At 68.8% G+C, this 26,233-nt stretch carries 21 protein-coding genes; 7 read left to right on the top strand and 14 right to left on the bottom strand.

All coding sequences use genetic code 11. The features are described 5' to 3' along the window. Positions 1–32: 32 nt before the first annotated feature. Together A4U64_RS24930 and gabT are read right to left on the bottom strand one after the other, a co-directional pair. Positions 33–1,226: an acyl-CoA dehydrogenase family protein gene (locus A4U64_RS24930; protein WP_006932150.1), complete on the bottom strand. Its 1,194-nt coding sequence runs from the start codon at positions 1,224–1,226 to the stop codon at positions 33–35. 34 nt (positions 1,227–1,260) lie between these two features. Continuing rightward, positions 1,261–2,619, bottom strand: a complete 1,359-nt coding sequence (gene gabT / locus A4U64_RS24925; protein WP_050036194.1) for a 4-aminobutyrate--2-oxoglutarate transaminase — start codon at positions 2,617–2,619, stop codon at positions 1,261–1,263. A gap of 177 nt (positions 2,620–2,796) precedes the next feature. On the opposite strand from gabT, the gene A4U64_RS24920 reads away from it, so the two are divergent. Then, a complete protein-coding gene (locus tag A4U64_RS24920) occupies positions 2,797–5,943 on the top strand; it encodes an NAD-glutamate dehydrogenase domain-containing protein (RefSeq protein WP_065923271.1) in 3,147 nt (1,048 codons plus the stop codon). Here A4U64_RS24920 and A4U64_RS28340 read toward each other — a convergent pair. From A4U64_RS28340 to A4U64_RS24875, 10 genes are all read right to left on the bottom strand, one after another. Then, positions 5,937–6,104: a hypothetical protein gene (locus A4U64_RS28340; protein WP_157127609.1), complete on the bottom strand. Its 168-nt coding sequence runs from the start codon at positions 6,102–6,104 to the stop codon at positions 5,937–5,939. The two genes, A4U64_RS24920 and A4U64_RS28340, sit on opposite strands and share 7 nt — an antisense overlap. Before the next feature lie 13 nt (positions 6,105–6,117). Then, complete coding sequence (locus A4U64_RS24915; protein WP_029546742.1) at positions 6,118–6,438, bottom strand: putative quinol monooxygenase; 321 nt, start codon at positions 6,436–6,438, stop codon at positions 6,118–6,120. A 106-nt stretch (positions 6,439–6,544) separates the two neighbouring features. Further along, a complete protein-coding gene (gene groL, locus A4U64_RS24910) occupies positions 6,545–8,194 on the bottom strand; it encodes a chaperonin GroEL (RefSeq protein ID WP_006932131.1) in 1,650 nt (549 codons plus the stop codon). Between the two features lie 39 nt (positions 8,195–8,233). Then, a complete protein-coding gene (locus A4U64_RS24905; protein WP_029546743.1) occupies positions 8,234–9,259 on the bottom strand; it encodes an NAD(P)-dependent alcohol dehydrogenase in 1,026 nt (341 codons plus the stop codon). After that, the gene (locus tag A4U64_RS24900; protein ID WP_006932129.1) at positions 9,256–10,014 is read right to left on the bottom strand and encodes an iron-sulfur cluster assembly protein; all 759 of its coding nucleotides are present in this window, start codon (positions 10,012–10,014) and stop codon (positions 9,256–9,258) included. Before A4U64_RS24900 ends, A4U64_RS24905 begins: the two co-directional genes overlap by 4 nt. Then, entirely contained in the window at positions 10,011–11,054 is a 1,044-nt protein-coding gene (locus tag A4U64_RS24895; protein ID WP_006932128.1) for an amidohydrolase family protein, read from the bottom strand. The genes A4U64_RS24900 and A4U64_RS24895 overlap by 4 nt, the downstream gene beginning before the upstream one ends. Positions 11,055–11,132: 78 nt before the next feature. Further along, the gene (mimD, locus tag A4U64_RS24890; RefSeq protein ID WP_029546745.1) at positions 11,133–11,474 is read right to left on the bottom strand and encodes a propane 2-monooxygenase effector subunit MimD; all 342 of its coding nucleotides are present in this window, start codon (positions 11,472–11,474) and stop codon (positions 11,133–11,135) included. Continuing rightward, positions 11,471–12,577, bottom strand: coding sequence for an aromatic/alkene monooxygenase hydroxylase subunit beta (locus tag A4U64_RS24885; protein WP_065923270.1), 1,107 nt, complete (start codon positions 12,575–12,577; stop codon positions 11,471–11,473). The genes mimD and A4U64_RS24885 overlap by 4 nt, the downstream gene beginning before the upstream one ends. 50 nt (positions 12,578–12,627) lie before the next feature. Then, a complete protein-coding gene (locus A4U64_RS24880) occupies positions 12,628–13,671 on the bottom strand; it encodes an FAD-binding oxidoreductase (RefSeq protein ID WP_043801009.1) in 1,044 nt (347 codons plus the stop codon). An 84-nt stretch (positions 13,672–13,755) separates the two neighbouring features. Then, positions 13,756–15,387: a methane monooxygenase gene (locus A4U64_RS24875; RefSeq protein ID WP_029546748.1), complete on the bottom strand. Its 1,632-nt coding sequence runs from the start codon at positions 15,385–15,387 to the stop codon at positions 13,756–13,758. A gap of 164 nt (positions 15,388–15,551) precedes the next feature. Between A4U64_RS24875 and A4U64_RS24870 the strand changes: the two genes are divergently transcribed. Together A4U64_RS24870 and A4U64_RS24865 are read left to right on the top strand one after the other, a co-directional pair. Next, on the top strand, positions 15,552–17,369 hold the full coding sequence (locus tag A4U64_RS24870; RefSeq protein WP_029546749.1) for a sigma-54-dependent Fis family transcriptional regulator: 1,818 nt from the start codon (positions 15,552–15,554) through the stop codon (positions 17,367–17,369). 118 nt (positions 17,370–17,487) lie between these two features. Then, a complete protein-coding gene (locus A4U64_RS24865) occupies positions 17,488–18,945 on the top strand; it encodes a catalase (RefSeq protein WP_006932116.1) in 1,458 nt (485 codons plus the stop codon). Between the two features lie 46 nt (positions 18,946–18,991). Here A4U64_RS24865 and ggh read toward each other — a convergent pair whose 3' ends face one another. Further along, a complete protein-coding gene (gene ggh, locus A4U64_RS24860) occupies positions 18,992–20,329 on the bottom strand; it encodes a glucosylglycerate hydrolase (protein ID WP_006932115.1) in 1,338 nt (445 codons plus the stop codon). 214 nt (positions 20,330–20,543) lie between these two features. On the opposite strand from ggh, the gene A4U64_RS24855 reads away from it, so the two are divergent. The 4 genes from A4U64_RS24855 to A4U64_RS24840 all read left to right on the top strand — a co-directional run bounded on the left by A4U64_RS24855 (position 20,544) and on the right by A4U64_RS24840 (position 25,759). Continuing rightward, complete coding sequence (locus A4U64_RS24855) at positions 20,544–21,653, top strand: alcohol dehydrogenase catalytic domain-containing protein (RefSeq protein ID WP_006932113.1); 1,110 nt, start codon at positions 20,544–20,546, stop codon at positions 21,651–21,653. A 655-nt stretch (positions 21,654–22,308) separates the two neighbouring features. Beyond that, positions 22,309–24,039 carry an aa3-type cytochrome oxidase subunit I gene (gene ctaD / locus A4U64_RS24850; protein WP_065923581.1) on the top strand — a complete coding sequence of 577 codons (1,731 nt, stop codon included), beginning with the start codon at positions 22,309–22,311 and terminating at the stop codon, positions 24,037–24,039. A 1-nt stretch (position 24,040) separates the two neighbouring features. After that, positions 24,041–24,268 (top strand): hypothetical protein, encoded by a 228-nt coding sequence (locus A4U64_RS24845; protein WP_006947519.1) that lies wholly within the window; start codon positions 24,041–24,043, stop codon positions 24,266–24,268. 255 nt (positions 24,269–24,523) lie between these two features. Beyond that, complete coding sequence (locus A4U64_RS24840) at positions 24,524–25,759, top strand: fatty acid desaturase family protein (protein WP_065923269.1); 1,236 nt, start codon at positions 24,524–24,526, stop codon at positions 25,757–25,759. A 177-nt stretch (positions 25,760–25,936) separates the two neighbouring features. On the opposite strand, the gene A4U64_RS24835 is transcribed toward A4U64_RS24840, so the two are convergent. Further along, a complete protein-coding gene (locus A4U64_RS24835) occupies positions 25,937–26,224 on the bottom strand; it encodes a hypothetical protein (protein WP_006947522.1) in 288 nt (95 codons plus the stop codon). Positions 26,225–26,233: the final 9 nt, after the last annotated feature.

The raw sequence follows: 26,233 nt of genomic DNA, 5'->3' as shown, positions 1-26,233 counted from the left end.
CGTGTGTCCCTTCGACGCTTCGACGGTGCGGGTCAGCGGAATGCGGCGTGACCGGTCAGGGCGCGGCCGATCGAGAGCAGGTGCATCTCGCTGGTGCCCTCGTAGGTCAGCACCGACTCGAGGTTGTTGGCGTGCCGCAGCGGCGAGTACTCGAGGGTGATGCCGCTGGCGCCGAGAATGGTCCGGCATTCGCGGGCAATGGCCAATGCCTCGCGCACGTTGTTGAGCTTGCCGAGGCTGATCTGCTCGGGGGTGACACCGGACTCGTCCTTGAGGCGGCCGAGGTGCAGTGCGAGCAGGAAGCCCTTGCCGAGCTCGAGCGTCATGTCGGCCAGCTTCTCCTGGGTGAGCTGGTAGGCGGCGAGCGGGCGGTCGAAGACCTCCCGGGAGGCGGCGTAGTCCAACGCGGTCTCGAGGCTGTTCCGGGCCGCGCCGAGCGCGCCGAACACGATGCCGAACCGGGCCTCGTTGAGGCACGACAGGGGAGCCCCGAGGCCGCGGGCGAGGGGAAGCTCGGCCGAGCCCGGCAGGCGCACGTTGTCGAGGACCAGCTCGGAGGTCACCGAGGCCCGCAGCGACAGCTTGCGGTGAATCCTGTTGGCGGTGAAGCCGGGTGTGTCGGTGGGAACCAGGAACCCGCGGACACCCTCGTCGGTCTGGGCCCACACCGTGGCGACGTCCGCGAGATTGCCGTTGGTGATCCACATCTTGGTGCCGGTGAGGATCCAGTCCGAACCGTCCCGGCGGGCGCGGGTGCGCATTCCCGAAGGGTTGGACCCGAAGTCGGGTTCCGTCAGTCCGAAGCATCCGATGGCGTCTCCGGAGGCCAGGCGGGGCAGCCATTCCTGCTTCTGTTCGTCGGATCCGTAGCGGTGGATGGAGAACATCGACAGCGAACCCTGCACCGAGACGAAGCTGCGGAATCCGCTGTCGCCGGCCTCGAGTTCCAGGCAGGCCAGGCCGTAGCTGACGGCGTTGGTGCCGGCGCAGCCGTACCCGTCCAGGTGCATGCCGAGGACGCCGAGGGCGCCGAACTCCTTCGCCACTTCCTTGGGCAGCGTCGCGGATTCGAACCAGTCGCCGACCTCGGGGACGAGCCGCGTCTCGACGAAGCGGCGGACGGTGGCGGCGATGTCGCGTTCGTCGGCGTCGAGCAGTGTGTCGGCGCCGAGGAGTTCGAGCGGTCGCAGCGGACCGGTCGTGCGGGCGGGTGCGGTGGTGGTCATGTGCTGGTCCTCGCGGAGTAGGGAGCGGTGGTGGTCAGAGGGCGGCGAACGCGTCGCGCAGCACCGAGAACGCCTCGGTGAGCAGCTCGTCGGAGATCGACAGCGGCGGCAGGAAACGGAGCACGTTCCCGAACGTGCCGGCGGTCAGGGTGAGGACCCCGTGGGCCTGGCAGTACCGGACGATCTCCGCGACGGCCTCGCGGTTGGGAGTGGTCGTACCGGGCTCGACGAGTTCGACGGCGATCATGGCGCCGCGTCCGCGGACGTCGCCGACGACGGGGTGGTGGGTGCCGATGTCGCGCAGTTCCCGCAGCATCAGCGCGCCGATTTCCTGAGCCCGGTCGAGCAGATGCTCCGCTTCGATCGTCTCGAACACCCCGAGGGCCGCCGCGCACGCCGCGGGGTTGCCACTGTAGGTGCCGCCGATGCCGCCCGGGTGGGCGCGATCCATGATCTCGACCCGGCCGGTGACGGCCGCGAGCGGAAGCCCGCCGGCGAGTCCCTTCGCCGTGACGATCAGATCCGGCACCAGGCCTTCGTGCTCGCAGGCGAACCATGCTCCGGTGCGGGCGATGCCGGTCTGCACCTCGTCGGCGACGACGAGGATGCCGCGGTCCCGGCAGAAATCTGCGACGCGGCGGAGGAATCCGTCGGCGGGGACGATGAACCCGCCTTCGCCCTGGATGGGTTCGACGACGACGCACGCCACCTGGTCCGCGCCGATCTGGGCGTCGACGAGCAGCCGGAACTGCTCGAACGCCTCGTCCGCGGCACGGTCGGGCCCGCTCGGCCACCGGTAGGGGTAGGCCATCGGCGCGCGGTAGACCTCCGGGGCGAACGGACCGAAGGAGTGCTTGTAGGGCTGGTTCTTCGCCGTCATGGTCATCGTCATCAGCGTCCGGCCGTGGAAGGCGTGGTCGAACGTGACCACGGCGGAACGACCGGTCGCCGCGCGGGCGTACTTCACGGCGTTCTCGACGGCCTCGCTGCCGGTGTTGAACAGTGCCGTGCGCTTGGCGTGGGTTCCGGGGGTCAGCCGGTTGAGGACCTCGGCAACCTCGATGTACGGCTCGTACGGCGTGGCGAGGAAGCAGGTGTGGGTGAACTGCTGCAGCTGCGCGGTGGCGCGTTCGACGACGCGCGGGGCGGAGTTGCCGACGGTGGTGACGGCGATGCCGGAACCGAGGTCGATGAAGGAGTTCCCGTCCACGTCGACGAGCACACCCCCGCCGCCCGCCGCCGCGTAAATCTCGGCGCCACTGGCCAGGCCCGCCGGCAGCGCGGCGGCGCGGCGCTGCGCCAGCTCGCGGGACCGGGGGCCCGGGATTTCCGTCACGATGCGGCGTGCCTGCTCGAGTCCGGGCCCGCCCCGTACGAGTTCCACTGCGGTCATGTCCTTCTCCCTCCGTCGGTTTCCTCGAACTGTAGGGGCGAGAACGCCGGTCACTCATGGACCGGAAGTACAAGTTCCGCCGCATACATGGACATCGAGTACATGTCCGTCTCCAGGGGTCACCCGCAGACTGGCGGCACACCACGGCCCACACCGGGTGATCGAAAGGACACGCCGATGACCACCGATACCGCCACCACGCATCGACACGAACCGCTGCCCACCGACGTCGCCGGGGCCGCGCGGCACCTCGCCGGGTCACGCGGGGAGCATCCGGCCCTCCTGTTCGTCGAGCGCGCTGCCCGCGACGGCGTCGCCGACGCCGTCATGAGGTGGCCGGGCCGCGATCCGTCGCTGTCCGACTCCGTCCACACCTTCGAACACTTCGGGCTGCGGATCGACGATCACGAACACCTGACGGGGGACGGCGAGGATCGCCGGGTGCATCGGTTCGCGTTCGTCACGCCCCCGGAGTGGGGGCCGGGTTCGCCTTGCCGGGTAGCGGCGGTCGTCGACGCCCATGCGCAGGGCCGCACCGTCGTCGACCGGTACGCCCGCCTCGCCGTCGTCGCCGATGTGGACGTGCGGGACATCGCCCTGGTCCGGGCCGCCGGCCGCTTCGCCCGCCAGGCCGGTCTGATCATGTCGGAGCGGTACATCGTCGATACCCTCTGCCGGCATCCAGGATTCGTCGAGGCCCTCGTCGCCTGCTTCGCCGCGCGCTTCGACCCGGACCGGCGCGACCGGGACGTCGCCGCCGAGCGGGCGGAGCGGGCGCTCGCCGCGCGGCGCGGCGCGGCGGAAAGCCTCGACGAGGACCGCATCCTGCGCAGCCTGGAGTCGTTCGTCACCGCCACCGTGCGCACCAACTGGTACCAGCGCGACGAACACGGCGCACCGAAATCGTACGGCGCATTCATGCTCGATTCCGGACGTCTCGCCGATCCAGGGCTCGTCGTCCCCCACCGCGAGATCTTCGTCCACTCGGACGACATGGAGGGCATCCACGTGCGGAGCGGCACCGTCGCCCGCGGCGGTGTGCGATTCTCGGACCGCCCGGAGGACTACCGCACCGAGGTACTCGGCCTGATGAAGACCCAGGTGGTGAAGAACGCTCCCATCGTCCCCGTCGGCGCCAAGGGCGCGTTCGTGCGGCGAAACCCGGATATCTCTCCGGCCCAGGCCTATTCGACGTTCATCCGGGGAATGCTCGATCTCGTCGACAATATCGTCGACGGGAAGATCGTGCACCCGGACCGTACGGTCGTCCACGGTGGGGACGACGGATATCTGGTGGTGGCCGCGGACAAGGGCACCGCCGCGTTCTCCGACCTGGCGAACTCCATCGCAGCGGAGTACGACTACTGGCTCGGCGACGCCTTCGCCTCCGGCGGATCCAGCGGATACGACCACAAGGCCATGGGCATCACCGCGCGCGGCGCGTGGGTCGCGGTTCGCGAGCACTTCGCCGACCTCGGTGTCGACGTGGACACCACCGAGGTGACGGCGGTGGGGATCGGAGACATGTCCGGCGACGTCTTCGGCAACGGGATGCTGCTCTCCCCGCACCTGCGCCTCGTCGGCGCGTTCGACCACCGCCACATCTTCCTCGACCCGGACCCGGACCCGGCCCGCGCCTACGCGGAGCGCCGCCGGCTGTTCGAGCGTCCCGGATCGAGCTGGGACGATGTCGACCGCGACGTCCTCTCGCCCGGCGGAGGGGTGTGGCCTCGCTCCGCGAAGTCCGTCACCGTCCCGGAACCCGCACGGCGCCTGCTCGGTCTGCCGCACCCCACCACCACCCCGAGCGAATTGATCAAGGCGCTGCTGACCGCACCGGTGGATCTGCTCTGGAACGGCGGCGTCGGCACCTACGTCAAGGCCACCTCCGAAAGTCACACGGATGCAGCCGATCCGGGTAACGACGACGTCCGCGTCGATGCCTCACAGCTCCGCTGCCGCGTCGTCGGCGAGGGCGGCAACCTCGGTTTCACGCAGCGGGCACGCATCGAGTTCTCGGCGGCGGGCGGCCGCATCAACGCGGACTTCATCGACAACGCGGCCGGCGTCGCCACCTCCGACGCCGAGGTGAACCTGAAGATCGCCCTCGAATCCGCCCGGCGCAGCGGACGTCTGACACTCGAGGAACGCAACCGCCTGCTCGGCGACGCCCGTGACGAGGTGGCCCGCACGGTGTTGCGCACGAGCCGGGACCAGTCGGTGGCGCTCGGGCTCGCCGTCTCGCGCGCGGCCCGGCTCCTCGGCCGGCACGAGCGGCTCATCAGCCACCTCGAGACCGGTGACGGGATCCGCCGCAGCACCGAGGTACTGCCCACGGTGCAGGAGCTGGCCGCGCGGGCCGGGGCCGGCCGCGGGCTGACCAGGCCGGAGATCGCGGTGCTGCTCGCGCGGTCGAAGAACGTCGTGTGCCGGGACCTGCTCGAGTCGGATGTGCCCGACGACCCCGTCTTCGCCGACGTCGCCCAGGCGTACTTCCCCGAACGCATGCGCGGACTGCTGCAGGACGAGATCCGGGATCATCCCCTGCGCCGCGAGATCGTCGCGACCCGGATCGCCTCCGACCTCGTCGACCACGTCGGACCGGGGATGATCTATCAGCTCGAGGAACGACTCGGGGTGCGCACGCCGGCGGTCGCACGGGCGTACGCGGTGATCCGGGCGGTGTTCGACACCGACCGGTTGTGGGCCGAGGCGCGGGACCGCCCCGGTTCCGGCGCCGAACGCTGGGCGCGGCTCGGCACCGTGCAGAATTTCGTCGAGCATGCGGCCTCGTGGATCCTGCGGCTGCGGCCGTCGCCGCTCGACGTGAGCGCCGAGATCACCCGGCTGCGTGCCGGAGTGGAGGACCTGCTGAGCGACACCGGGGCGGACGGGGGGCCGGACTTCCGGCTACTCGGCGAGTACCCGGCCCTGGTCGACACGGCGTACACGCTGAACTGCCCGGCGCGCACCGTCGCCCGGGTGCACGCCGGCACGGGTTCGCTGCTGGGGCTCGACGGGACGTCGCCGGACCTGTCCGCCGGATCCCACACCTGGTGGGACAGCACGGCGATCGCCACGGTGCGGGACGAGCTCGCCGAACGCCACCACGCCCTCGTCGCCGCGATCCTGCGCCGGGACGGCACCCCGATCGTTCCGGCCGACGTCGACGAGGTCCTGGCGCGGTGGCAGCGGCGGGTCCCGGACGCGATCGCCCGGGTGACGCGCCTGACCACCGAACTGCGCGAGGACGGGCTCGTCGATCTGCCGCGGGCGTGCACGCTCGGCGCGGAACTGCGCCTGCTCGTGCGCGAGAGTCATTGAGTGTGGTGCCCTTTCGGACCGGGGGAGATCCGAAAGGGCACCACGGCGGCGAGCCACCAGAGTGTCACGGCGGCGAGCCGCCACAGTGTCACGGCGGCGAGCCGCCACAGTGTCACGGCGGCGAGCCGCCACAGTGTCACGGCGAGCCGCCACAGTGTCACGGCGGCGAGCCGCCTATATTTCGAGTTCGCCCATGCGGGACCACTCGACGCCGGGGATCTCGGTGTGGAGGATCCGCGGGGTCTCGCTCAGCGCCGGGCGCATGGCGTCGAGCCCCTTGCGGAAGTGGTCGGCACCGACGTGGGCGGCACCGGCCTCACCGTCGCGGAACGCCTCGACGAGCACGTACTCGGACGGGTCGTCCACGCTGCGCGACCACTCGAACCACAGATTGCCCGGTTCGGCCCGCGTCGACTCGGTGAATTCCTTTGTGAGGGCGACCCAGTCGTCCCGGTATTCGCGACGGACCCGGAACCTGACCACGATGAAGATCATTGCGCACTCCCTTCCTGTCGAGCCGTGGTGGGCACGGCGGCGGCCGGTTGCCTCGGAGGGAAGCGACCGACGAGGCCCGGCCGCCGCCGAGACGATCCCCCGGCGATCAGTAGATGTTGGACGGGCGGACCATGCCCTCGGCCAGGTCCCCGAAGCCGGGCGCGTGGATCGCCCCGGGGTTGCCGAAGACCTCCTCCACGATCGCGGTCTCGGTGGTGATGAGCAGCGCCGCGATGGACGCGGCGCTCTCGAGCGCGGCGCGGGTGACCTTGAACGGGTCGACGACGCCCTCGTCGAACATGTCGCCGTACTTGCCGGAGAGCGCGTTGAACCCGTGTCCCGACGGCAGCCCCGCGACGACCTCCACGACCTCGTCGCCGTCGAAGCCGGCGTTGACCGCGATCCACCGGAGCGGCTCGGGCAGGGCACGCCGCACCACGTCGCGGCCGATGCCTTCGTCGCCGGGCAGGTCGAGCTCGGCCAGCGCCCGGTGCGCCTGCCCCAGGGCGGTGCCGCCCCCGGCGACGATGCCGTCCTCGAGGGCGGCCCGGGTGGCGGCCAGGGCGTCCTCGACGCGCAGCATGCGTTCCTTGAGTTCGACGCTGGTGGCGCCGCCGACGCGGATGACGGCGACCCGCCCGGTGAGCCGGGCGATGCGCAGCTGGAGGCTGTCCTGGTCGGCGTCGATCCGGGCCCGTCCGAGCTGCGCCTCGAGCTGCGCGATCCGCGCATCGAGGAGACTCTGATCGCCGTGGCCGCCGACGATCGTCGTCTCGTTCTCGGTGACGGTGATGCGGTCGCAGGAACCGAGGTGCTCGGCCGTCACCTCGGACAGTTCGACGCCGGTGTCCTTGGCGACGACGTGCCCGCCCAGCGCGACCGCGAGGTCCTGCAGCTCGGCGACGCGCCGGTGCCCGAAGCCGGGCGCCCGCACGACGACGGACTGCATGGTGTTGTGCATGTTGCCGCCGACGAGGAGCTGCAGGGCGGGGCCGTCGACGTCCTCGGCCAGCACGACGAGGGGCCGATCGGCGCGCTTGGCCGCCTCGATGCTCGGCATGATCTCCTGCACCTGGGTGATCTTCTTGTTGGTCAACAGGATCAGCGGATTCTCGTGGACCGCTTCCATGCGTTCGGGGTTGGTCACCATGTAGCCGGAGATGTAGCCGTGGTCGAATTCGATGCCGTCGACGACGCTCACCGACATCCCGAGGGTCTCGCTCTCCTCGGTGGTGACGATGCCGGACCTGCCCACGTGGGAGACCGCCTCGGCGATGGCCTCGCCGATGGCCTCGTCGTCGCTCGCGGCGAGGGTCGCGATGCGCTCGAGATCCTTGCGTCCGTCGACCTGCACCGACCGGTCCCGCAGTGCCTCGACGACGACGGGAACGGTGCGTTCGATGCCGCGCCGCACCCGCATGGGATTGGCACCGGCGTCGACGGCCCGCATCCCCTCGCGGACCATGGCCTGCGCCAGCACGGTCGCGGTCGTGGTGCCGTCACCGACGACGCCGTTGGTCTTCATTGCCACTTCCTTGACCAGCTGCGCGCCCATGTTGGCGAACGGGTCCCGCAGCTGGATCTCGCGGGCGATCGTGACACCGTCGTTGGTGATGGTGGGTGGGCCGGTCAGCTTCTCGAGCACCGCGTTTCGGCCCTTGGGGCCGAGGGTCACCTTGACCGCGTCGGCGAGCGCGTTGACCCCGTACTCGAGAAGGAGGCGTGCCTCCTGGTTGAACCGCAGATCCTTGGCCATGGCTGGGTTTCCTTTCGTGCTGACTGTGCGGGGTGCGGTTCAGGGGACGAGGATCGCGCGGCCGCGGACCCGTCCCGCGTCGAGGTCGTCGATCGCCTGCTGGAACTGCTCGAGCGGATATTTCGTGGTGTGCAGCGTGACTTTTCCCTGGGCGGCGAGGGCCATGAGCTCCTGCAGGTCGTTGTAGGAGCCGACGAGATTGCCGATGAAGTTGATCTCGGTGGAGATCACGTCGATCGTGGGGACGTCGATGTTCTCGCCGTATCCGACCACGTAGTAGTTGCCGGCGCGGCGCAGCATCGCGACGCCGTCCCTCGTGGCGCCGCCCTCGCCGACGAAGTCCACGACGGCCTCGGCGCCGCGGCCGCCGGTCAGCTCGAGGACCTGCTGCACGTGGGTGCCGTCGGCGACGATGCCGTGGTCGGCACCGATCCCGACGGCCAGCGCGACGGCGGCCGGGTTGCGGTCCACCACGATCAGGGTCGCCGCGGAGACCGCCTTCAGGACCTGGATGCCGATGTGGCCGAGGCCGCCCGCGCCGATCATGACGCACACGTCGCCCGGTCGCGTCGCCCGCGCGGCCTTGGCGACCGCGTGGTAGGCCGTGAGCCCGGCGTCGGCGAGGGCTGCGACGTCGGACGGCTCGAGCGAGTCGTCGATCCGGACCACGCTGCGCGCGGTGGTGCGCAGGTACTCGGCGTAGCCACCGTTGGTGTCGATGCCGGGGAACCGGCTGTTCTCGCAGTGCACGTCGTCGCCGAACCGGCACGCGCGGCAGAGTCCGCACGTGATGAGGGGGTGGAGGATGACCTTGTCGCCGACGGCGACGTTGGTGACGGCGTCGCCGACGGCGTGGACCCAGCCGGCGTTCTCGTGGCCGATCGTGTACGGCAGGACGACGCCGCTCTTCTCGGCCCACTGCCCCTCGAGGATGTGGATGTCGGTGCGGCACACGCCCGCTCCGCCGATGCGGACGACGACGTCGAGCGGGCCCTCGATCTTCGGCTCGGGGATCTCCTCGAGCTGGAGCTTGGTGTGGTACCCCACCACCTGCACGGCCTTCATGACACTCTCCTGACGATTGCGGAACAACTGGTTCGGACGTCGGCGACCCGGGGTGTTGCCGATCCGCCGTCGCTGTCGGCGTACCGGGTCGCGAGCAGCCCGCGGCAGAAGTGTGCGTTCCCCTCCATGGAGATCCGCACGGACTTGGCGAACCGCAGCCGCATCGGTACCGCCTCACGGGGGATCGGCCGCCCGTCGTCGTCGACGAACACCCGGCTGGCCGGGCACAGGCTCAGGCCGATGTCGAGCCGCCGGCGTATCAGGGCCGCCTTCTGCCGGCCGGGCGGGATGTCGCTCAGCGTCAGCGACGGGATGTCGTCGACGGTGAGCTCCGAGTGCTTCAGCAGGTTCTCGAGGCAGCGTTCCAGGGCGGCGAGGTGCGCCTTGCGCCGGAACGTGCGGCGCAACTCGTCGAGGTTCTCCTCCGCCTCGGAGCCGAAGGTGCCCCGGTAGCCGGCGTCGGCGGCGAGCCCGCGGTTGATCTTGCCGCTGTCGTGGTGGTCGTCGAGGAGGATCCGCACGTGCCCGATGTCCTCGATCGCCCGCAGGGCGTCCTGCGCGTCGGATGCCATGAGGTAGGCGAAGTTCGGCGAACAGAACGCGGTGGGCAGCCGCAGGTGCACGGTCACCCCGTCGTCGTCGAGGACCACCGACCGCACGAAGCCGAGATCGGTGATCGGTTCGTCCAGTTCGGGATCGACCACGGTGCCGAGCGCGGCGAGCACGTCGCTGCCCGACACCGGAGCCGCGGTCACGACGACACCGCCTGCTGGGCTCCCGCGGCGACCTCGACCCCCTCCTGTCCGGCCGGCTCGGGCAGCCGCAGGTGTTCCGGGACGTCGATGTCGTAGAGCGCCGCGGCGTTGAGGCCGAGGATCTTCTTCTTCTGTTCGACGGTGATCGGCGCGTATTCGGTCATGTCCTCCGGGATCTGGAAGTCCACGAACTTCTCGATCAGCCACTTCGGGGTCCACAGCGCGTAGTCGCTGGCGAACAGGATCTTGTCCTCGCCGATCCAGTAGAGCAATTCGCCGATGATCTGGGCGAAGTACCGGGGACGGGTGTGGATGAACGGCATCGCCACGGCCAGACCGCCGTACACGTTGGACTCCTGGGTGGCGATCCAGCAGAAGTCCTCGAGCCGGGGCAGGCCCACGTGTTCGACGACGAAGCGCAGATCGAGGTAGTCGGTGGCGACCTTGTCCACGTCGGCGACGTCGAAGGCGTCACGGTCCAGCGGCCGGATGGTGGGGCCCTTGTGCACGTGGATGTTCTTGATCCCCAGCTCGATGCACTCCTCGAGGTAGCGCCTCGACCACGGGTCGTCGAGCTTGTATCCGCGGGAGTCGCCGTGCCATTCGGCGGTGTAGAGCTTGACGCCCTGGAGGTTCATCCGTTCGGCGTCCCGGCGCAGCTGTTCGAGGCCGGCCTCCCCGTGGCGGGGATCGTAGGCATGGTTGTACGTGAGCTTGTCGGGGTGCTTGCGGGTGAGCCCGAACGCCTCCTCGGTCTGCCCGAACCCGTTGCGGTAGAAGTCGCTCAACAGGGTGGCCTGGAAGATCGCGTGGTCCACGTGACCGTCCACGAACAGGTCCTTCATGAGGCGTTCGCCGCCGTAGTAGGTGTAGGTGTCGTAGTCCCACACCTCCTCCTCGGGGCTGAGGTTCTTGTGGTAGTCGTAGAAGCAGTCGATGAACTGCCGCCCGTGCACGTTCTTCTGGTTCGACTCGCGGCCGTCCCAGATGTGCACGTGCCCGTCCACGATGAAGTACTGCTGCCCGTCCTTCTCGTACATCGCTTCCCTCGTTCTGTCGTGTGCCGGTGGTGGATCGGGAGCCGTCCGGGCCCGGTCTGCGGGCCCGGACGGCCGCGGTCAGTGCGCCGTGAGATCGAATCCGATGTACTCGGCGGCGTCCTCGGGACTGGCGAAGAGCATGGTCTTGTCATCGAGGTGCACCATGCGCCCGTAGTGGGTGGAGCTGATCTCCTCGAAGACGGAGCCGTCGAAGTCGGAGCCGAGAGCGTCGGTGAGTTCCTCGTAGTCGAACTCGAGGCGGTTGACGCCGTCGACGCGGATCATCGACGGGTACTCCGTCAGCTGCACGCCGTCCTTGGCGCCCATGACCTCGGCGACCACGCGACCGATCGGGGTGTTCATCAGGGTGACGCCACACATGTTGGAGAACTCGGTGGCCGATCCGAATTGCATGCTCACTTGTCCAGCTCCTTCGCGATGTCGAGCCCGATGTCCTCGAGCAGGGAACGGAACTTCGCCTCGGCCGCCTCGAGGCTGGAGGCGAAGGTGACCGCCTTGTCGGCCGGCTGCGACCAGATCGGCTGCAGGGCGCGCGCGGCGTCGATGCAGCGCGGCACCCAGGTCGCCAGCCAGGTCCCGAACAGCTCCCTGTTCGATTCGCCGAACTGCTCGTCGCGGGTGAGCAGCCGGAAGAGGTTGCGCGTGTACGCGAGATCCCGGTCGTAGTCGTGCTCACCGGTGCCGACGATCGTCGGCGTGATGTAGTCGCCGTTGCGGGCGGCGATCTGCATGACCAGCTCGCTGCGGAACAGCGAGCCGACGAGCTGCTCGAAGACGATGTTGGTGGCGAAGAGCAGCTCGCACCAGTCCGGCACCGCGGTGAGCCGTTCGACGACCTCGCGGGTGGGCTGCCATTCGGGCGCCGACTGCCAGACCTCCTTGTGGGCGGCCCCGTCGAACGGTATCCCGGCCTCGGACAGGTCGAGGTTGAACAGCGCGAGGTCCTGCGCGAACCGCATCTTGTGTGCCGCGTTGACCGCCACCGCGGTGTTGATCATGTTCGTGGGCCCGGACCGCTGGATGGAGGTGAACACGTGCAGCGCCAGGCCGTTCTCGGCGTGCATCCAGGCGCCGAGGTTGCGTTCGATGAACTTCAGCCACGGCGTGTTCCAGCCGTCGTAGGCGCGGGCGCGCTTGGCGTTCTGCAGGCACAGATCGACCTGGCGCACGACCGCCGCGTTGTTGCGGTAGATCGTCTGGTCCCACTCCTCGTTCGGGTCGAGGAAGGCGTGCCAGTTCGACGACTTCGCGGCCGTCCATTCCTTCGGGTATCCGCCCGGTCCGTCGCCGAAGCCGTAGATCCAGCCCTGCGACAGGTGCCGCTCGGGATCGGGCTGCACGTCGACGGTGACGTCCTCGTACATCGTCGACCGCTTCTTGGCCGGCGTGTAGTAGGTGAAGGTGCGGCTGCGGGAGCTGGGAAAGTCCAGCGCGCCGGCCTCGGAGTCGGTGAACTCGATCTTCGGGAAGCTACGGTGCTTGGAGTCGGTAGATGCGGTCATCTCGTTTCTCACTTCTGTCGGTGAAGGAGCAGGGTGGTTTCCTATGGCGCCTACTCGAAGGCGGGGCTGGTGAACTTGTCGTAGAAGATCTGGTCTTTCGGGGTGTTGTGCACCTCGAGCAATTCCAGGGCTGCATCGACCATGGGGGGTGGCCCGCACAGGTAGACCTCGCTCCGGTGGATGTCCGGCTCGCGGCGGTCCACGATGTCGGTGACGTTGCCTTCCTCGACCTCCGGGAGTCCGGACGGCACCGGCTCCGCCGACTCCGAGAGGCAGGGCACGAACACGAAGTCCGTCAGGGTCTTTCCCAGTTCGAGGATCTCTTCGAGGTAGAACAGATCCGCCGGCGTGCGGGCACCGTAGTAGAACCGGACGGGCCGGGTGCTGCCGGTCTCGCTCATGTGCCGCAGGAGCGAGAGGATCGGGGCCATGCCGGCGCCGCCGCCGATGAAGACCACCGGCAGGACGTGACCGTCCTTGAGGGTGAAGGATCCGTACGGTCCGGTCAGCGTGATCTCGTCGCCCACCGAGATGCCGTCCTCGAGCAAGCCGGCGAACTTGCCACCGGGGTACTTCTTGATGAGGAACTCGACATGTCCCGGCGTCGATCGGGTCGTCGCCATGGAGAAGGACCGATGTTCCTCGGTTCCCGGTATCTGCAGGTCGGAGTACTGACCGGGTTTGAACTCGTACTCCGTGGGTTCGACGGGCTGCAGTTGCAGCGACACAATGTCCTTGGTCATCGGCTCGATCGCGGTGATCCGGGTGCGCACTTCTTGAATGGGGATACCACCCAGGAGTTCGTCCTCGTCGAAATTGAGCAGTTCGATGGTGCAGTCGCTGTATGCAGTCGAGCGGCAGAGCAGTACGTGCCCCTCGTCGGTCTCGGCGTCGTTGCAGGCGAACGTCGAATAGTCCTCCATCTGGATGTCGCCGTCGAGGACAAAGGATTTGCAGGCCGAGCAACGCCCCTCGCGGCAGCCGTGCATCAGATGGATGCCCTGCCGGAAGGCGGCGTCGAGGATGTACTCGTCCTCGCCGACTTCCATCTCGATGTCGACGGGCTCGAAATTGATGCGGTGCTTGTCGGCCACGGGGGTGTCTCCTGGGCTCGTGGAATGAATGGTGAGGCGGTGGGTGGCGCCGGAGTGGCCGCGGCGCCACCCACCGAGCCTGAATCAGGCAGGAACTGCGCCGCCGGCGCGGTACGCGGCGATGTGGGCGTCGCGTTCTGCGTCGGACATCTGGTTCAGCAACACGTTCGGGCTCTGGAAGGTGTTGCCCCGCACGTCGTCGAGGGTCCACATCTTCTTCGGGTCGAGGTCGAGGTGCGGCTGACCGACGAGGGTCTTGCCGTCGTCGCGCACGTACCCGAGGTCCTGCACGATGTCGGCGAGATCCTTGTCGTGGTGCAGGGTCTCCCATTCACGGAAACCGGTGAGGCGGCCCATGTTCGGGGTGGGACGTCCCTCGTACTCGCTGCGGAACGCGACGGCGTCGGTCCAGTAGCAGGTCTCCGAGCAGTAGGTCCGCCACTGGTCGTCCACCTTCTCCACGACCATGTCCTCGCGGATGAGGGCGGGCACCATGCACGTCCAGCAGCGGTGCGGGTACTGGTATCCCACCTCCTCGAACGCGATCGGCTTGTTGCGGCCGGGGTAGGCGAGGCGGTTGTAGTTCTCCCACCACTTGCCGTACTTGGAATACCAGCCCGGGTACTTGTGCTCGAACCACTCGAAGTCCGCGTCGGTCATGGCGTCGATCCGCCAGTAGTTCACCGGCCAGCCCGTCGCGAAGAACCGGGCCACCTCGTGGACGTAGCCCTTCTCGGTGATGCGCTTCCACGCCTCCTCGACGAGGTCGTGCGGAATGGTCAGCCCGTACTTCTCGAGCGGGATGAGGTAGCTGCGGTAGTAGTCGTCGTAGATCCACCGCCGCCACATCTCGGCGTAGCTCTCGCGATCCTTGCGGCGGTCCTTGGTGCCGTACTCGATGAAGGTGCCGATCGCGGCGTCGACCACGCAGTGGTTGTTCCACCACGCGTAGCGCAGGTCCCGCTCGAGCAGCGGCCGGTTCCGCTCGTCGGCCAGCGCCATGAGCAGGATCGAGTAGCCGTTGGAGATGTGCCGCGACTCGTCGGACTGCACCGAATGGAACACGGTGGGCAGCAGGTAGTCGCCGTTGGCGGCCGCCTCGTCGGGCATCGCCACGAACAGGGTGTTCGTGAAGGCCGTCTCCGCGACCACGGTCAGGTAGATGTTGGCCGCGGTGATCGCGTCACCGGTGATGAAGCCCTCCCCGAACTGCCGGCCGATGGTGCCCGCGTAGTTGTTCGCGAACGCCTTCTCGGTCATGTCGAACCCGGCGGGGTCGATGTAGTTGTTCATGTAGAGCTTCTTGAGGTTCATCTGGATCGTCGAGTGACGAACCTCGTCGATCATCTGCACGGCGAGCCCGTTGTGGATCTCGGGGTTGGGCACCGCGTCGATGGCCATCGGCATCGCGCGGGCCGCCGAGATCTCCGGGAACGGGATGATCGAGAGGAACAGCTTCTGCCACTCCAGCCAGCGCTGCTGGACCTGCCGGAACATGTTCCCGCGGATGGCGCCGTCCATCGCGCCGTAGACCCGGTTGTCCTTCTCCTCCTCCATGGGGAAGTAGGACCGCATGATCTGCTTGAGAGGGTCCTTCTTGGGGGCCTTCTCGAACGTGTAGTCGGTGCCGAAGCGGGTGGCCGGCGTCGCGAACGTCGGTTCCCACGACAGCTCGGTGATCTTCGCATGGGCCTTGGTCAGGCTCTGCCTACTCAATGTGCGCCTCCTGGATCGGGAGCCGGCTCGGTGCCAGCCGTGGACGGTGGGGTGTGGATGCAGATACAACCCGCGGGCGCCACCCCGATCTGTCTCAATGTGAGACGCAGGTCACATTCGGCACAATTACCCTTGTGGACGCAGGGCCCGATGAGAATGTCCCCGTGACAACTCCAGACGACCGGGAGACCGAGGTGGGTGAATTCAGCCGAAGCAGTTCCCAGGACCACACGTCACTCCGGGAGGCACGCGAGGCGTTCCACTCGGCCGATCAGGCCGCGGACGATCCCGGCGACCGCCGGGTCCGGAACTGGCTGCGGGTCTCGTGGCTGCGGTCTCGGGCGGCGAAGGTCGACGTGGACCGCCCGAGCGCCGGCTACGTCGAACCGCTCCCGGTCGACACCGTCCTCACCCGCGCGGCCCGCCCGGTGCTGTCCGCGCTGTCGGCGGAGATCGAGAACGAGCCGGTGTCCCTGATCCTCACCGACGCCAAGGGCACCGTGCTCAGCCGCTACGGCGGCGACCGCGGGCTGCTGACCGCCCTGGACCGGGTCGACCTCGCTCCCGGCTTCCGCTACGCCGAGTCCCAGGTGGGGACCAACGGCATCGGGACCGCGCTCGAGGTCGGTGCACCCCTGCTGATCCGGGGGGACGAGCACTACAGCGGGCACCTGCGGTTGTTCTCCTGCGCCGGGGCCCTGGTGACGCACCCGATCACCGGGACACTCCTCGGCGTCGTGGACCTGACCACCAAGACCGAGAACACGAACTCGCTGCTGTTGTCCTTCGCCAAGCTGGCCGCCACCCGCATCAGGGAACGGATCCTCGAGGAGGCCAACGAACTGGACCGGGCCCTCCTGCACGACTACCACGCGGCCTGCCAGCATTCGGGTCGCCCGGTCATCGCCGTCGGCGACGAGGTCCTGATGATGAACGCCCAGACCCAGCAGCAGTTCGACTCACGCGACCAGGCCGCGATCATCGACCGGACCCGCGACGCCCGCGGGCGGGCCGAACCGTTCACGATGCTCGCCGACCTGCCGAGCGGGATCACGGCGCGGCTGTCCTACCAGCCGACCTTCGTCGAGGACAGGCTCGCGGGCGGGGTCGTGCGGATCAAGGAGCAACTCGCCCGGACCCGGAGCCCGCGCGCCGCGAAGCAGCCGGCGTTGCGCGCGCTGGCCGGTCGCAGCGCGCAGTGGCAGCACACTGTCCACGGCGTCGTCGAGGCCTGCCGGCGACGGGAATGGCTCGTGCTCGACGGCGAGCCCGGGGTCGGCAAGACCGCGCTGATCCGGGCCGCGCACGAGCACGTCCGGAGCGACCGCGGCCTCGCGGTGCTCGACGCGGCCGCGGTCGACGGCGGGGAGCTGCTGGAGCAGGCGTCGGCCACGCTCGAGGGCGGCTCCGACCTGGCGGTGCTGCACGCCCATGCGCTCGGCGACGACGATCTCGCCGGTCTCGGCCAGCTCCTGCAGACCGTCACGCCGGACACCCTTCCGGACGACCCGTGGGTGGCGCTGACCATGCAACCCCCGCAGGAGGAGAGCGACACCCACTCCCTGCTCCGGCTCTTTCCGAAGACGCTGTCCGTTCCCCCGCTGCGCCATCATCTCGAGGACGTCCCCGAGCTGGTGCGCTTCCTCCTCGACGCCGCCGGCGCCACCGACCTCACGCTCTCGCCGGCCGCGGCGAACCAGCTCATGCGACTGTCGTGGCAGGGGAACGTGACCCACCTGCGCAGCGTCCTCGAGGAGACCTGCCGGCGCCGGCGCTCGGGGACCGTCGAGATCGGCGACCTGCCCGCCGAGTGCCGGGCGACGACCCGCCGAAACCTGACCCGGCTCGAGTCCCTCGAGCGGGATGCGATCGTGGACGCACTGGCCCTGCACGGAGGCGACAAGGCGGCGGCCGCGAAGGCGCTCGGCATGTCGCGGGCGACGATCTACCGCAAGATCCGCGAGTTCGGCATTACCCTCTGATTCCGAATATCAAGTGCCCGTGTCAAATTGAGACATCGGGACACCGCTCCTCAGGAAACACTGCTGAGCGCAGAGACGTTCGCCCCACCAGCCCGGGGTGACCAGACAGGAGTGATCGATGACCGACCACAACGGACTCACCACCGCCGCCGGCGCGCCGGTGCCGGACAACCAGAACAGTCTCACGGCCGGGGCGCGCGGACCCATGCTGCTCCAGGACGTGTGGTTCCTCGAGAAGCTCGCGCACTTCGACCGCGAGGTCATCCCCGAACGACGGATGCATGCAAAGGGTTCCGGAGCATTCGGCACCTTCCGCGTCACGCACGACATCACCCGGCACACCAGGGCCGCGGTGTTCTCTGCCGTGGGCAAGCAGACCGAGGTGTTCGTCCGGTTCTCCACGGTCGCGGGGGAGCGCGGTGCCGCCGACGCCGAACGCGACATCCGCGGCTTCGCCGTCCGCTTCTACACCGAGGAGGGCAACTGGGACGTCGTCGGCAACAACACGCCGGTGTTCTTCTTCCGCGATCCGCTCAAGTTCCCCGACCTCAATCACGCCGTGAAGCGGGACCCCCGGACCAATCTGCGCGATCCCGAGAACAACTGGGACTTCTGGACCAACCTGCCGGAGGCACTGCACCAGGTCACGATCGTCATGTCCGACCGCGGCATCCCCGACGGCTACCGGCACATGCACGGATTCGGCTCGCACACCTTCTCGTTCGTCGATGCCGAGGGCACCCGTTCGTGGGTGAAGTTCCACTTCCGCACCCAGCAGGGCATCAGGAACCTCACCGACGAGGAGGCCGCGGCCGTGATCGCCGGCGACCGCGAATCCGCCCAGCGGGACCTGTACGAGGCGATCGAATCCGGCAACCACCCGAAGTGGACGCTGTACGTGCAGATCATGCCCGAGGCCGACGCGGCGACGTACCGGTACCACCCCTTCGACCTGACCAAGGTGTGGTCCAAGAAGGACTACCCGCTCATCGAGGTCGGCGAGCTGGAACTGAACCGCAATCCGGACAACTACCACGCCGACGTCGAACAGGCCGCCTTCTCCCCGGCGAACATCGTTCCCGGCATCGGGTTCTCACCCGACCGGATGCTCCAGGGCCGGCTGTTCTCGTACGGGGACGCCGCGCGCTACCGGCTCGGCGTGAACCACCACCAGATCCCGGTGAACTGCCCCCGGGCCGCCGCGCACGTGAACTCCTTCCACCGCGACGGCGCGATGCGCGTGGACGGCAACCAGGGCAGCGTCCCGAGCATCGAACCGAACTCGTACGGCCGCTTCCGGGAGCAGCCCGAGTACGCCGAACCGCCGCTCGCGGTGGGCGCGGTCGCGGACCGGTTCGACCATCGGGCGGACGACGAGAACTATTTCGAGCAGCCGGGAATCCTGTTCCGCGGCATGTCCGCCGAGCAGCAGACCGTGCTGTTCGAGAACACCGCGCGTGCCATCACAGGGGCATCGGCGGCGACGATCGAGCGGCACATCGCCAACTGCACCCAGGCCGATCCGGCCTACGGCGAGGGAGTTCGCAAGGCCTGCGAGGCACTCGGCGCGCTGTGAGTCCCGTGGTGTCCCCCGGCCCCGTGCGGGTGCGGGGGACACCGCCTCACCCCAGCCAGTCCAGTACCGCGGCGGCGGTCCACGACTGCTGCATGCTGCCGAGCGGCTCGCCGGTGAACGGCTCGTAGTACTCGGCGAACGAGCCGTCGCTGGCCTGCCGCAGACCCTCCGCTCGCAGCAGGTGAGCGCGCTCCGCCCACCCGCGGCGGGCGAACGTCCACGAGAACAGCCACGTCATCACCGGCCACACCGGCCCGCGCCAGTACTCGCGCGGACGGAAATCCCGGGAGACGGGGGAGGTGGACGGCGGCACCGCGTAGCGCAGGTCGGGGTGGCCGCAGAACTTCGGGCCCTCGAAGGTGCGCAGCAGGGCCCGTTCGGTGCCGCGGGGCAGGCCACCGCACAACAACGGCGCGAACATCGCGAGCGTGTCGGTGGCCATCCAGCGGCCGCTGCGCAGGTCGAAGTCCTTGGCGGCGCCGGTGCGCGGATCGGTGGTGTCGAGCACGCCGCGGCGGAACCGGTCGGCGTACTCGTGCAGCTCGCGGACGTCGGCGTTCGGGCGCGAATGCTCCTCCCCGATGACGGCGAGCACGTCGCACGCGAGCGCGAACACGGCACTGACGAACACGTCCTCGACGGCGAAGCTCATGGCCGTGGCCAGGGCGTCGTCGTCGTAGCGCACTTCCTTCATCTCCTCGAGCAGCCACAGGTAGCGGGCGTACTCGGCGTCCGTCGGCCGCTGACTCGGGTCGCCGACGTGGGCGAGGTCCTCGCGCCGGAACGTCGGCACCGCGCCGGCGACGACGTTCGCGTAGGCCGCGTCCCACCGGGGCGAGTTGTCCATGCCCGATTCCCAACCGTGGTAGAGCGCGATGCGGCCGTTGCCGTCGAGGTCCCGGGCGCGGGCCAGCCACCGGTGCCAGCGCACCAGGTCGGGCCAGCGGCGGTCGAGGAACTCCTCGGCGACGGCGCGGGTGCTGCGGCCGTGCCGGCGGCTGTGGTCGAGGATGCGCTGCACCGCGATGGCGTGCACGGGCGGCTGGGTGATGCCCGACGTCTGCGGGCCCAGTGGCGCGGCGGCGGCGAGATCGGTACAGGCCCAGCGCGCCGGACCCGGAAAGTAACCGTCCACCCCGCTCGCGAACACGATGTGCGGGATCATGCCGTTGCGCCACTGCGCCGAGAGCAGGGTGTCGAGTTCGACGACGGCCCGCTCGACGCTCAACGGGGCCAGCCCCACCGCGACGAACGCCGCGTCCCAGCTCCACATGTGCGGATACAGCTTCGGGGCGGCACTGGTCATCGTGCCGAGGTCGTTACCGCGCAGCAGGTAGGCAGCCCGCGCGGCGAGCTGGGTGTGGGTGAATCCGCGGTCCGGCATCGCATCATTGTGCGACCGTCCCGGCGTGGGCGCGCGCCGAGGGGCAGGTGGACCGCCCGTCGCGGGGTGCCGGAAATCGGACATCCTCACGCGTCCCGACCGTTGTTTCTGTCCGAAACGGCGCATCGATCGGTGCCGACGCCCACCAACCTTCCCGCACGAGACCTACGGTGGGATCCGGAAACCGTCCCGCGGACCCGAGGAGTATCGGCAGATGAGGATCACCGGCGCAGTCCTGGAGGAGATCGGCCGGCCGCGGCCGTTCGCCGAGTCGAAACCGATCAGCGTGTCCGAACTCGAGCTCGACGCGCCGGGACCGACCGAGCTGCTGGTAAAGATCGAGGCGGCCGGGGTGTGCCACTCCGATCTGAGCGTCGTGGACGGCAACCGGGTCCGCCCCGTACCGATGCTGCTCGGGCACGAGGCGGCCGGCCGCATCGTCGAGGTGGGCTCCTCCGTCGACGACTTCCGGGTGGGGCAGCGGGTGGTCATGTCGTTCCTGCCGAGATGCGAGGCGTGCGACAGCTGCGCGGAGGACGGCCGGCTGCCCTGCACGACCGGGTCCGCCACCAACAACGCCGGGGAACTGCTGCACGGCGGCCGTCGCCTGCACCGCGACGGCCACCCGGTGCACCACCACCTCGGGGTCTCGGGTTTCGCGACGCACGCGGTGATCGACCGCGCGTCGGCCGTCGCGGTCGACGACGACGTGCCGCCCGACGTCGCCGCGGTGCTCGGCTGTGCCGTGCTCACCGGCGGGGGCGCCGTTCTCAATGCGGCCCGGCCGCGGCCGCAGGACAGCGTCGCGATCGTCGGCCTCGGCGGGGTCGGCATGGCCGCCCTCCTCACGGCCGTCGCGCAGGGCGTCTCGCGCATCGTCGCGATCGACACCCTCGACGACAAGCTCACCCGCGCCCGCGAGCTGGGAGCACACGAGACCTACACGCCGGCCGAGGCGGTCGAGCGGGGCGTCAAGGCCCGGTACGTCATCGAGTGTGCCGGCAGTGCACGGGCGTTCGAGACCGCGTTCGGTCTCACGGCGCCCGGCGGCACGACCGTGACGGTCGGCCTGCCCGCGCCGGCCGCGACGGCGGCGATCTCCCCGTTGACGGTGACCGCGGAGGCACGCACGATCGTCGGCAGCTACCTCGGTTCGGCCGTGCCGCGCCGCGACATCCCCCAGTACGCGCGGATGTGGCGGGAGGGCCGGCTCCCGGTGGAGGAACTGATCTCCGCACGGATCCCCCTGTCGCGCATCAACGAGGCCATGGACCAGCTCGCCGACGGGCTGGCCGTGCGTCAGGTCATCATGTTCGACGACTGACGGTAAGAGGCCGGGTGCCGGTCGGTCCGGGACCAAGGTCCCGGACCGGATATCTTGCGGGAAGTGGTTTTCCGGACGGCCGAGCGACCTGTCGAGCGGCACGGGACGAGGTGCCCGGCCGACCCGGCCACTCGGTCCCTCGCTGGGCGCCGGAGTGCTCCGGCCGATGGGCACAGTCGGCGGGAGACTTTGGGCCCTTTCTCCGAGTCCTCGGTCCCGCCGACGGCGACAGAGTCGAGGGAGCGCTCCCGGTCCCGCCGGTGTGCGGTCGGTGCCCGCACCGCCCGGCTCGCCTGCGCGCGAGCATGTCCACACCTGTGGAACAACCTGTTGATCAGTACCTTTCGACCCGATCGACTACCGCCTCGGCTCCCGCGCCCGTCCCGTCTGTCCGAGCACAGCGGCCGTTGCCGACACCCGCCGCCGGGCCTTCGCCGCCCCGCGGACGTGCTCCACGTCTCATTGCCGATGCCGATGCCACGGTGCAAGAGTCAGCGCGCCGACGGTCGACGGCTCCGCTCCGTTCCGGGACGAACGCCTGCGCCGCCGTCTCGTCGGCCGAACGGGAGGACGCGGATCCACCCTCTCGCGGCAGCAGGTCGGAGCTCGATGCCCCACCCGGACGACGGTGGGGCCGAAGTCAGGAGTCGTGGTCATGGTTGATGTCGCGCCGATACTGAGGAGGCCGGACGCGCAGCGGCCGTATCCTCCGACCCGCCGCCCGAAGGGCTCGACGATCCTCACGGTCGTCACCTCCACCGACCACAAGGTCATCGGCGTGATGTACATCGTGGCGGCCTTCGCGTGGTTCCTCATCGGCGGCCTCATGGCGCTGCTCATCCGTGGTGAGCTCGCCGTGCCCGGCCTGCAGTTCCTGTCCAACGAGCAGTACAACCAGCTGTTCACCATGCACGGCACGATCATGTTGCTGCTGTACGCGACACCGGTGTTCTTCGGCTTCGCCAACTATCTGCTGCCGCTGCAGATCGGCGCTCCGGACGTGGCCTTTCCCCGACTCAATGCGGTGGGCTTCTGGCTCTACGTCTTCGGCGGGCTCATGGCCGCCACCGGCTTCCTCACCCCCGGAGGCGCGGCCGACTTCGGGTGGACGGCATATGTGCCGCTGACGAACTCGCTGCACTCGCCCGGCGTCGGTGCCGACCTGTGGATCCTCGGACTCACCGTCGGCGGTCTCGGCACGATCCTCGGTGCGGTCAACCTCATCACCACCATCGTGTGCCTGCGCGCCCCCGGCATGACCATGTTCCGGATGCCGATCTTCACCTGGAACACCTTCATCGCCTCGCTGCTGATCCTGCTGATCTTCCCGCTGCTCGCGGCGGCGCTGATCGCCCTGTTCGTCGACCGCCAGTTCGGCGCTCACATCTTCGACCCCGGAACGGGCGGAGTCATGTTGTGGCAGCACCTGTTCTGGTTCTTCGGTCACCCAGAGGTGTATGTGCTGGCGCTGCCGTTCTTCGGCATCGTCTCGGAGATCTTCCCGGTGTTCTCGCGCAAGCCGATCTTCGGTTACTCGGGTCTGGTCTACGCGACCCTGGCCATCGCGGCGCTCTCGATCGCGGTGTGGGCGCACCACATGTACGCCACCGGCGCCGTGCTGCTGCCGTACTTCTCCTTCATGACCTTCCTGATCGCGGTGCCCACCGGCGTGAAGTTCTTCAACTGGATCGGCACCATGTGGAAGGGCCAGCTGACGTTCGAGTCGCCGATGCTGTTCTCGGTCGGCTTCATCGTCACCTTCCTGTTCGGCGGCCTGTCCGGCGTCATCCTCGCCAGCCCGCCGCTCGACTTCCAGCTGCACGAGTCCTATTTCGTCGTGGCGCACTTCCACTACGTGCTGTTCGGCACCATCGTGTTCGCCACCTACGCCGGCATCTACTTCTGGTTCCCGAAGATGACCGGACGCATGCTCGACGAGCGTCTCGCCAAGTGGCACTTCTGGCTGACCTTCCTCGGCTTCCACACCACGTTCCTGGTGCAGCACTGGCTGGGCAACGAGGGCATGCCGCGCCGCTACGCCGACTACCTGCCCTCGGACGGGTTCACCACCCTGAACATCATCTCGACCGTCGGTGCCTTCGTGCTCGGCGCCTCGACCCTGCCGTTCCTGTGGAACGTGTTCAAGAGCTACCGGTACGGCCAGGTCGTGACCGTCGACGACCCGTGGGGTTACGGCAACTCCCTCGAGTGGGCGACGAGCTGCCCGCCGCCGCGGCACAACTTCACCGAGCTGCCGCGCATCCGCTCGGAGCGCCCGGCGTTCGAGCTGCACTACCCGCACATGAGCGAAAAAATGCGGTCCGAGGCGCACGTGGGCTGGGGTTCGCACGCCCAGACCGCTCGCGCGATCGAGGGGAAGCACTGACATGGAGGACGGACGCCGGTTCCGCCGGTACACGACACTCGGCGAGACCCGCACCCGCCCCGACCCGACGGCCCTGCTGATCGCGATGCTGGTGCTGGCGGTGCTGCTCGCGTCCCCGTGGTGGCTGGCCCCGGCCCCGGCCGTGCTGCTGATCGTCGCGGCCCTCGCCGGCACGGTCGCGGTCGGTGCCACCAGCCGGAGGACGATCGTGCCGACCCGGTGGTCTTGACGTCCCGCCCGGGCTGAGTACTGCATCGACGGTGTCTGATGTGGGGGTGTGTGGTGGCGCGCGGGCACTGGTCCGGCCGGCGCTGCGCCAGTTCGACCAGTGCCGGCACCAGGCGGAGATTCCGTGGAGCATGTCGTCGCGCCCCTGCGGGAGCGTGGGTACGGCGCCATGGCGTGTGCACGCGAGGCTCCGGCCGCCACCACATCCTTACGGTGCCGTAACTTACGGTGTCGTAACTTACGCTAGGGTAGTCGCATGGCCATCTCAGATCTTCAGGAATTCGCGCATCTGACGGACGCGGATGTCGAGGCCCTCGGCCGAGAGCTCGATGCCATCCGTCGCGACATCGAGGACTCCCGCGGCGAACGCGACGCCCGATACATCCGCAACACCATCAGGTTGCAGCGCAGCCTCGAGCTCGCCGGGCGGGTGACCCTGTTCGGCAGCCGGCGCCGTCCGCTGTGGTTGCTCGGCACGGGTCTGCTCGGCGTGTCGAAGATCATCGACAACATGGAACTCGGGCACAACGTGATGCACGGGCAATGGGACTGGATGAACGATCCCGAGATCCACTCCGCGAGTTGGGAATGGGACAACGCCGACCCGTCGGCGCACTGGAAGCAGACCCACAACTATCTGCACCACAAGTACACCAACATCCTGGGCATGGACGACGACGTGGGATTCGGCCTGATCCGGGTCACCCGGGACCAACGGTGGAAGCCGTTCAACGCCGGCAACCTCGTCTACAACGCGTTGCTCGCGCTGCTGTTCCAATACGGCGTCGCCATCCAGCACCTCGAACTCGGCAAGGTCGCCAGGGGCCGGGACGACCGTGTCGAAACCAGCCGTAAGCTGCGTGAGGTGGGCCGGAAGGTGGGCCGACAGATCGGCAAGGACTACGTATTGTACCCGGCCCTCACCGGGAGGGCGTGGAAGTCCACCCTGACGGCCGACATCACTGCCAACGTGATCCGTAATCTGTGGACCAACGCGGTGATCTTCTGTGGGCACTTTCCCGACGGCGCGGAGAAGTTCACCAGGGCGGACGTCGACAACGAGAGCCAGGCCCGCTGGTATCTGCGACAGATGCTCGGCAGCGCCAACATCTCCGGTGGTCCGTTGATGGATTTCATGACGGGCAACCTCAGCTATCAGATCGAGCACCACCTGTTCCCGGACCTACCGTCGAACCGGTATGCCGAGATCGCCGTGCGGGTGCGCGCATTGTGCGGCAAGTACGATCTGCCCTACACCAGCGGTCCGCTCGCGGTGCAGTACCTCAAGACGTGGCGCACCATCGCGAAACTGTCGCTGCCGAACAAGTACCTCAAAGACACTTCGGACGCCGCTCCCGAGACCGCATCCGAACGCGGCTTCGGCGGGATGCCGGTTGTCGATCCCGTCACCGGCCGGCGGCGCGGACTGGCCACCACGATCCGCGCGAACCGCCGGATTCGTGGCGTGCGCCGACTTCTGGGGATGCGCTGATCGACGCGTAGGTGTTTCGAAGTGCCGTCGTGCGGACTCACAGCCGGGCACGGCCGACGAGATGATCGCCGCGGACCCGCCGAACCAGTGGCGCCGTTTCCCCGCCTGCACCGGACCCCGGCGCACCCCGCGCACCGAACTCACCACGGTCGGCGGGTCCCGGGGGCGGGCCGATGGTCATCCGCCGGCGCTGTGAGTTGCGGCGAAGACGACGAACACCACGAACAGTGCCGCGGTACCGAGGACGGCACCGGTGAGGGCCTCCCGATGGTTCGTTGCCAGGCCCTTGTCGACCCGGTCCAGGCCGACCCAGCCGCAGACCACCGCGGCCAGCCCGGCGGGAATCGTGATCAGGTCACCGATGAGGGGAACGAAGGCGAACACCGCGGCGGTGATTCCCGCGACAAGCGCGGTGCTACCCGCACCGTTGCGGAACGGCGACTCGGTGGAACGGTGTGGCGGCATATCAGCTCC

Origin of the sequence: Rhodococcus sp. WB1 (assembly GCF_001700945.1) — a bacterium.
Lineage (GTDB): Bacteria > Actinomycetota > Actinomycetes > Mycobacteriales > Mycobacteriaceae > Rhodococcus > Rhodococcus aetherivorans.
Note: the sequence above shows the minus strand (reverse complement) of the source record. Positions and strands in the feature narration are given on the sequence as shown.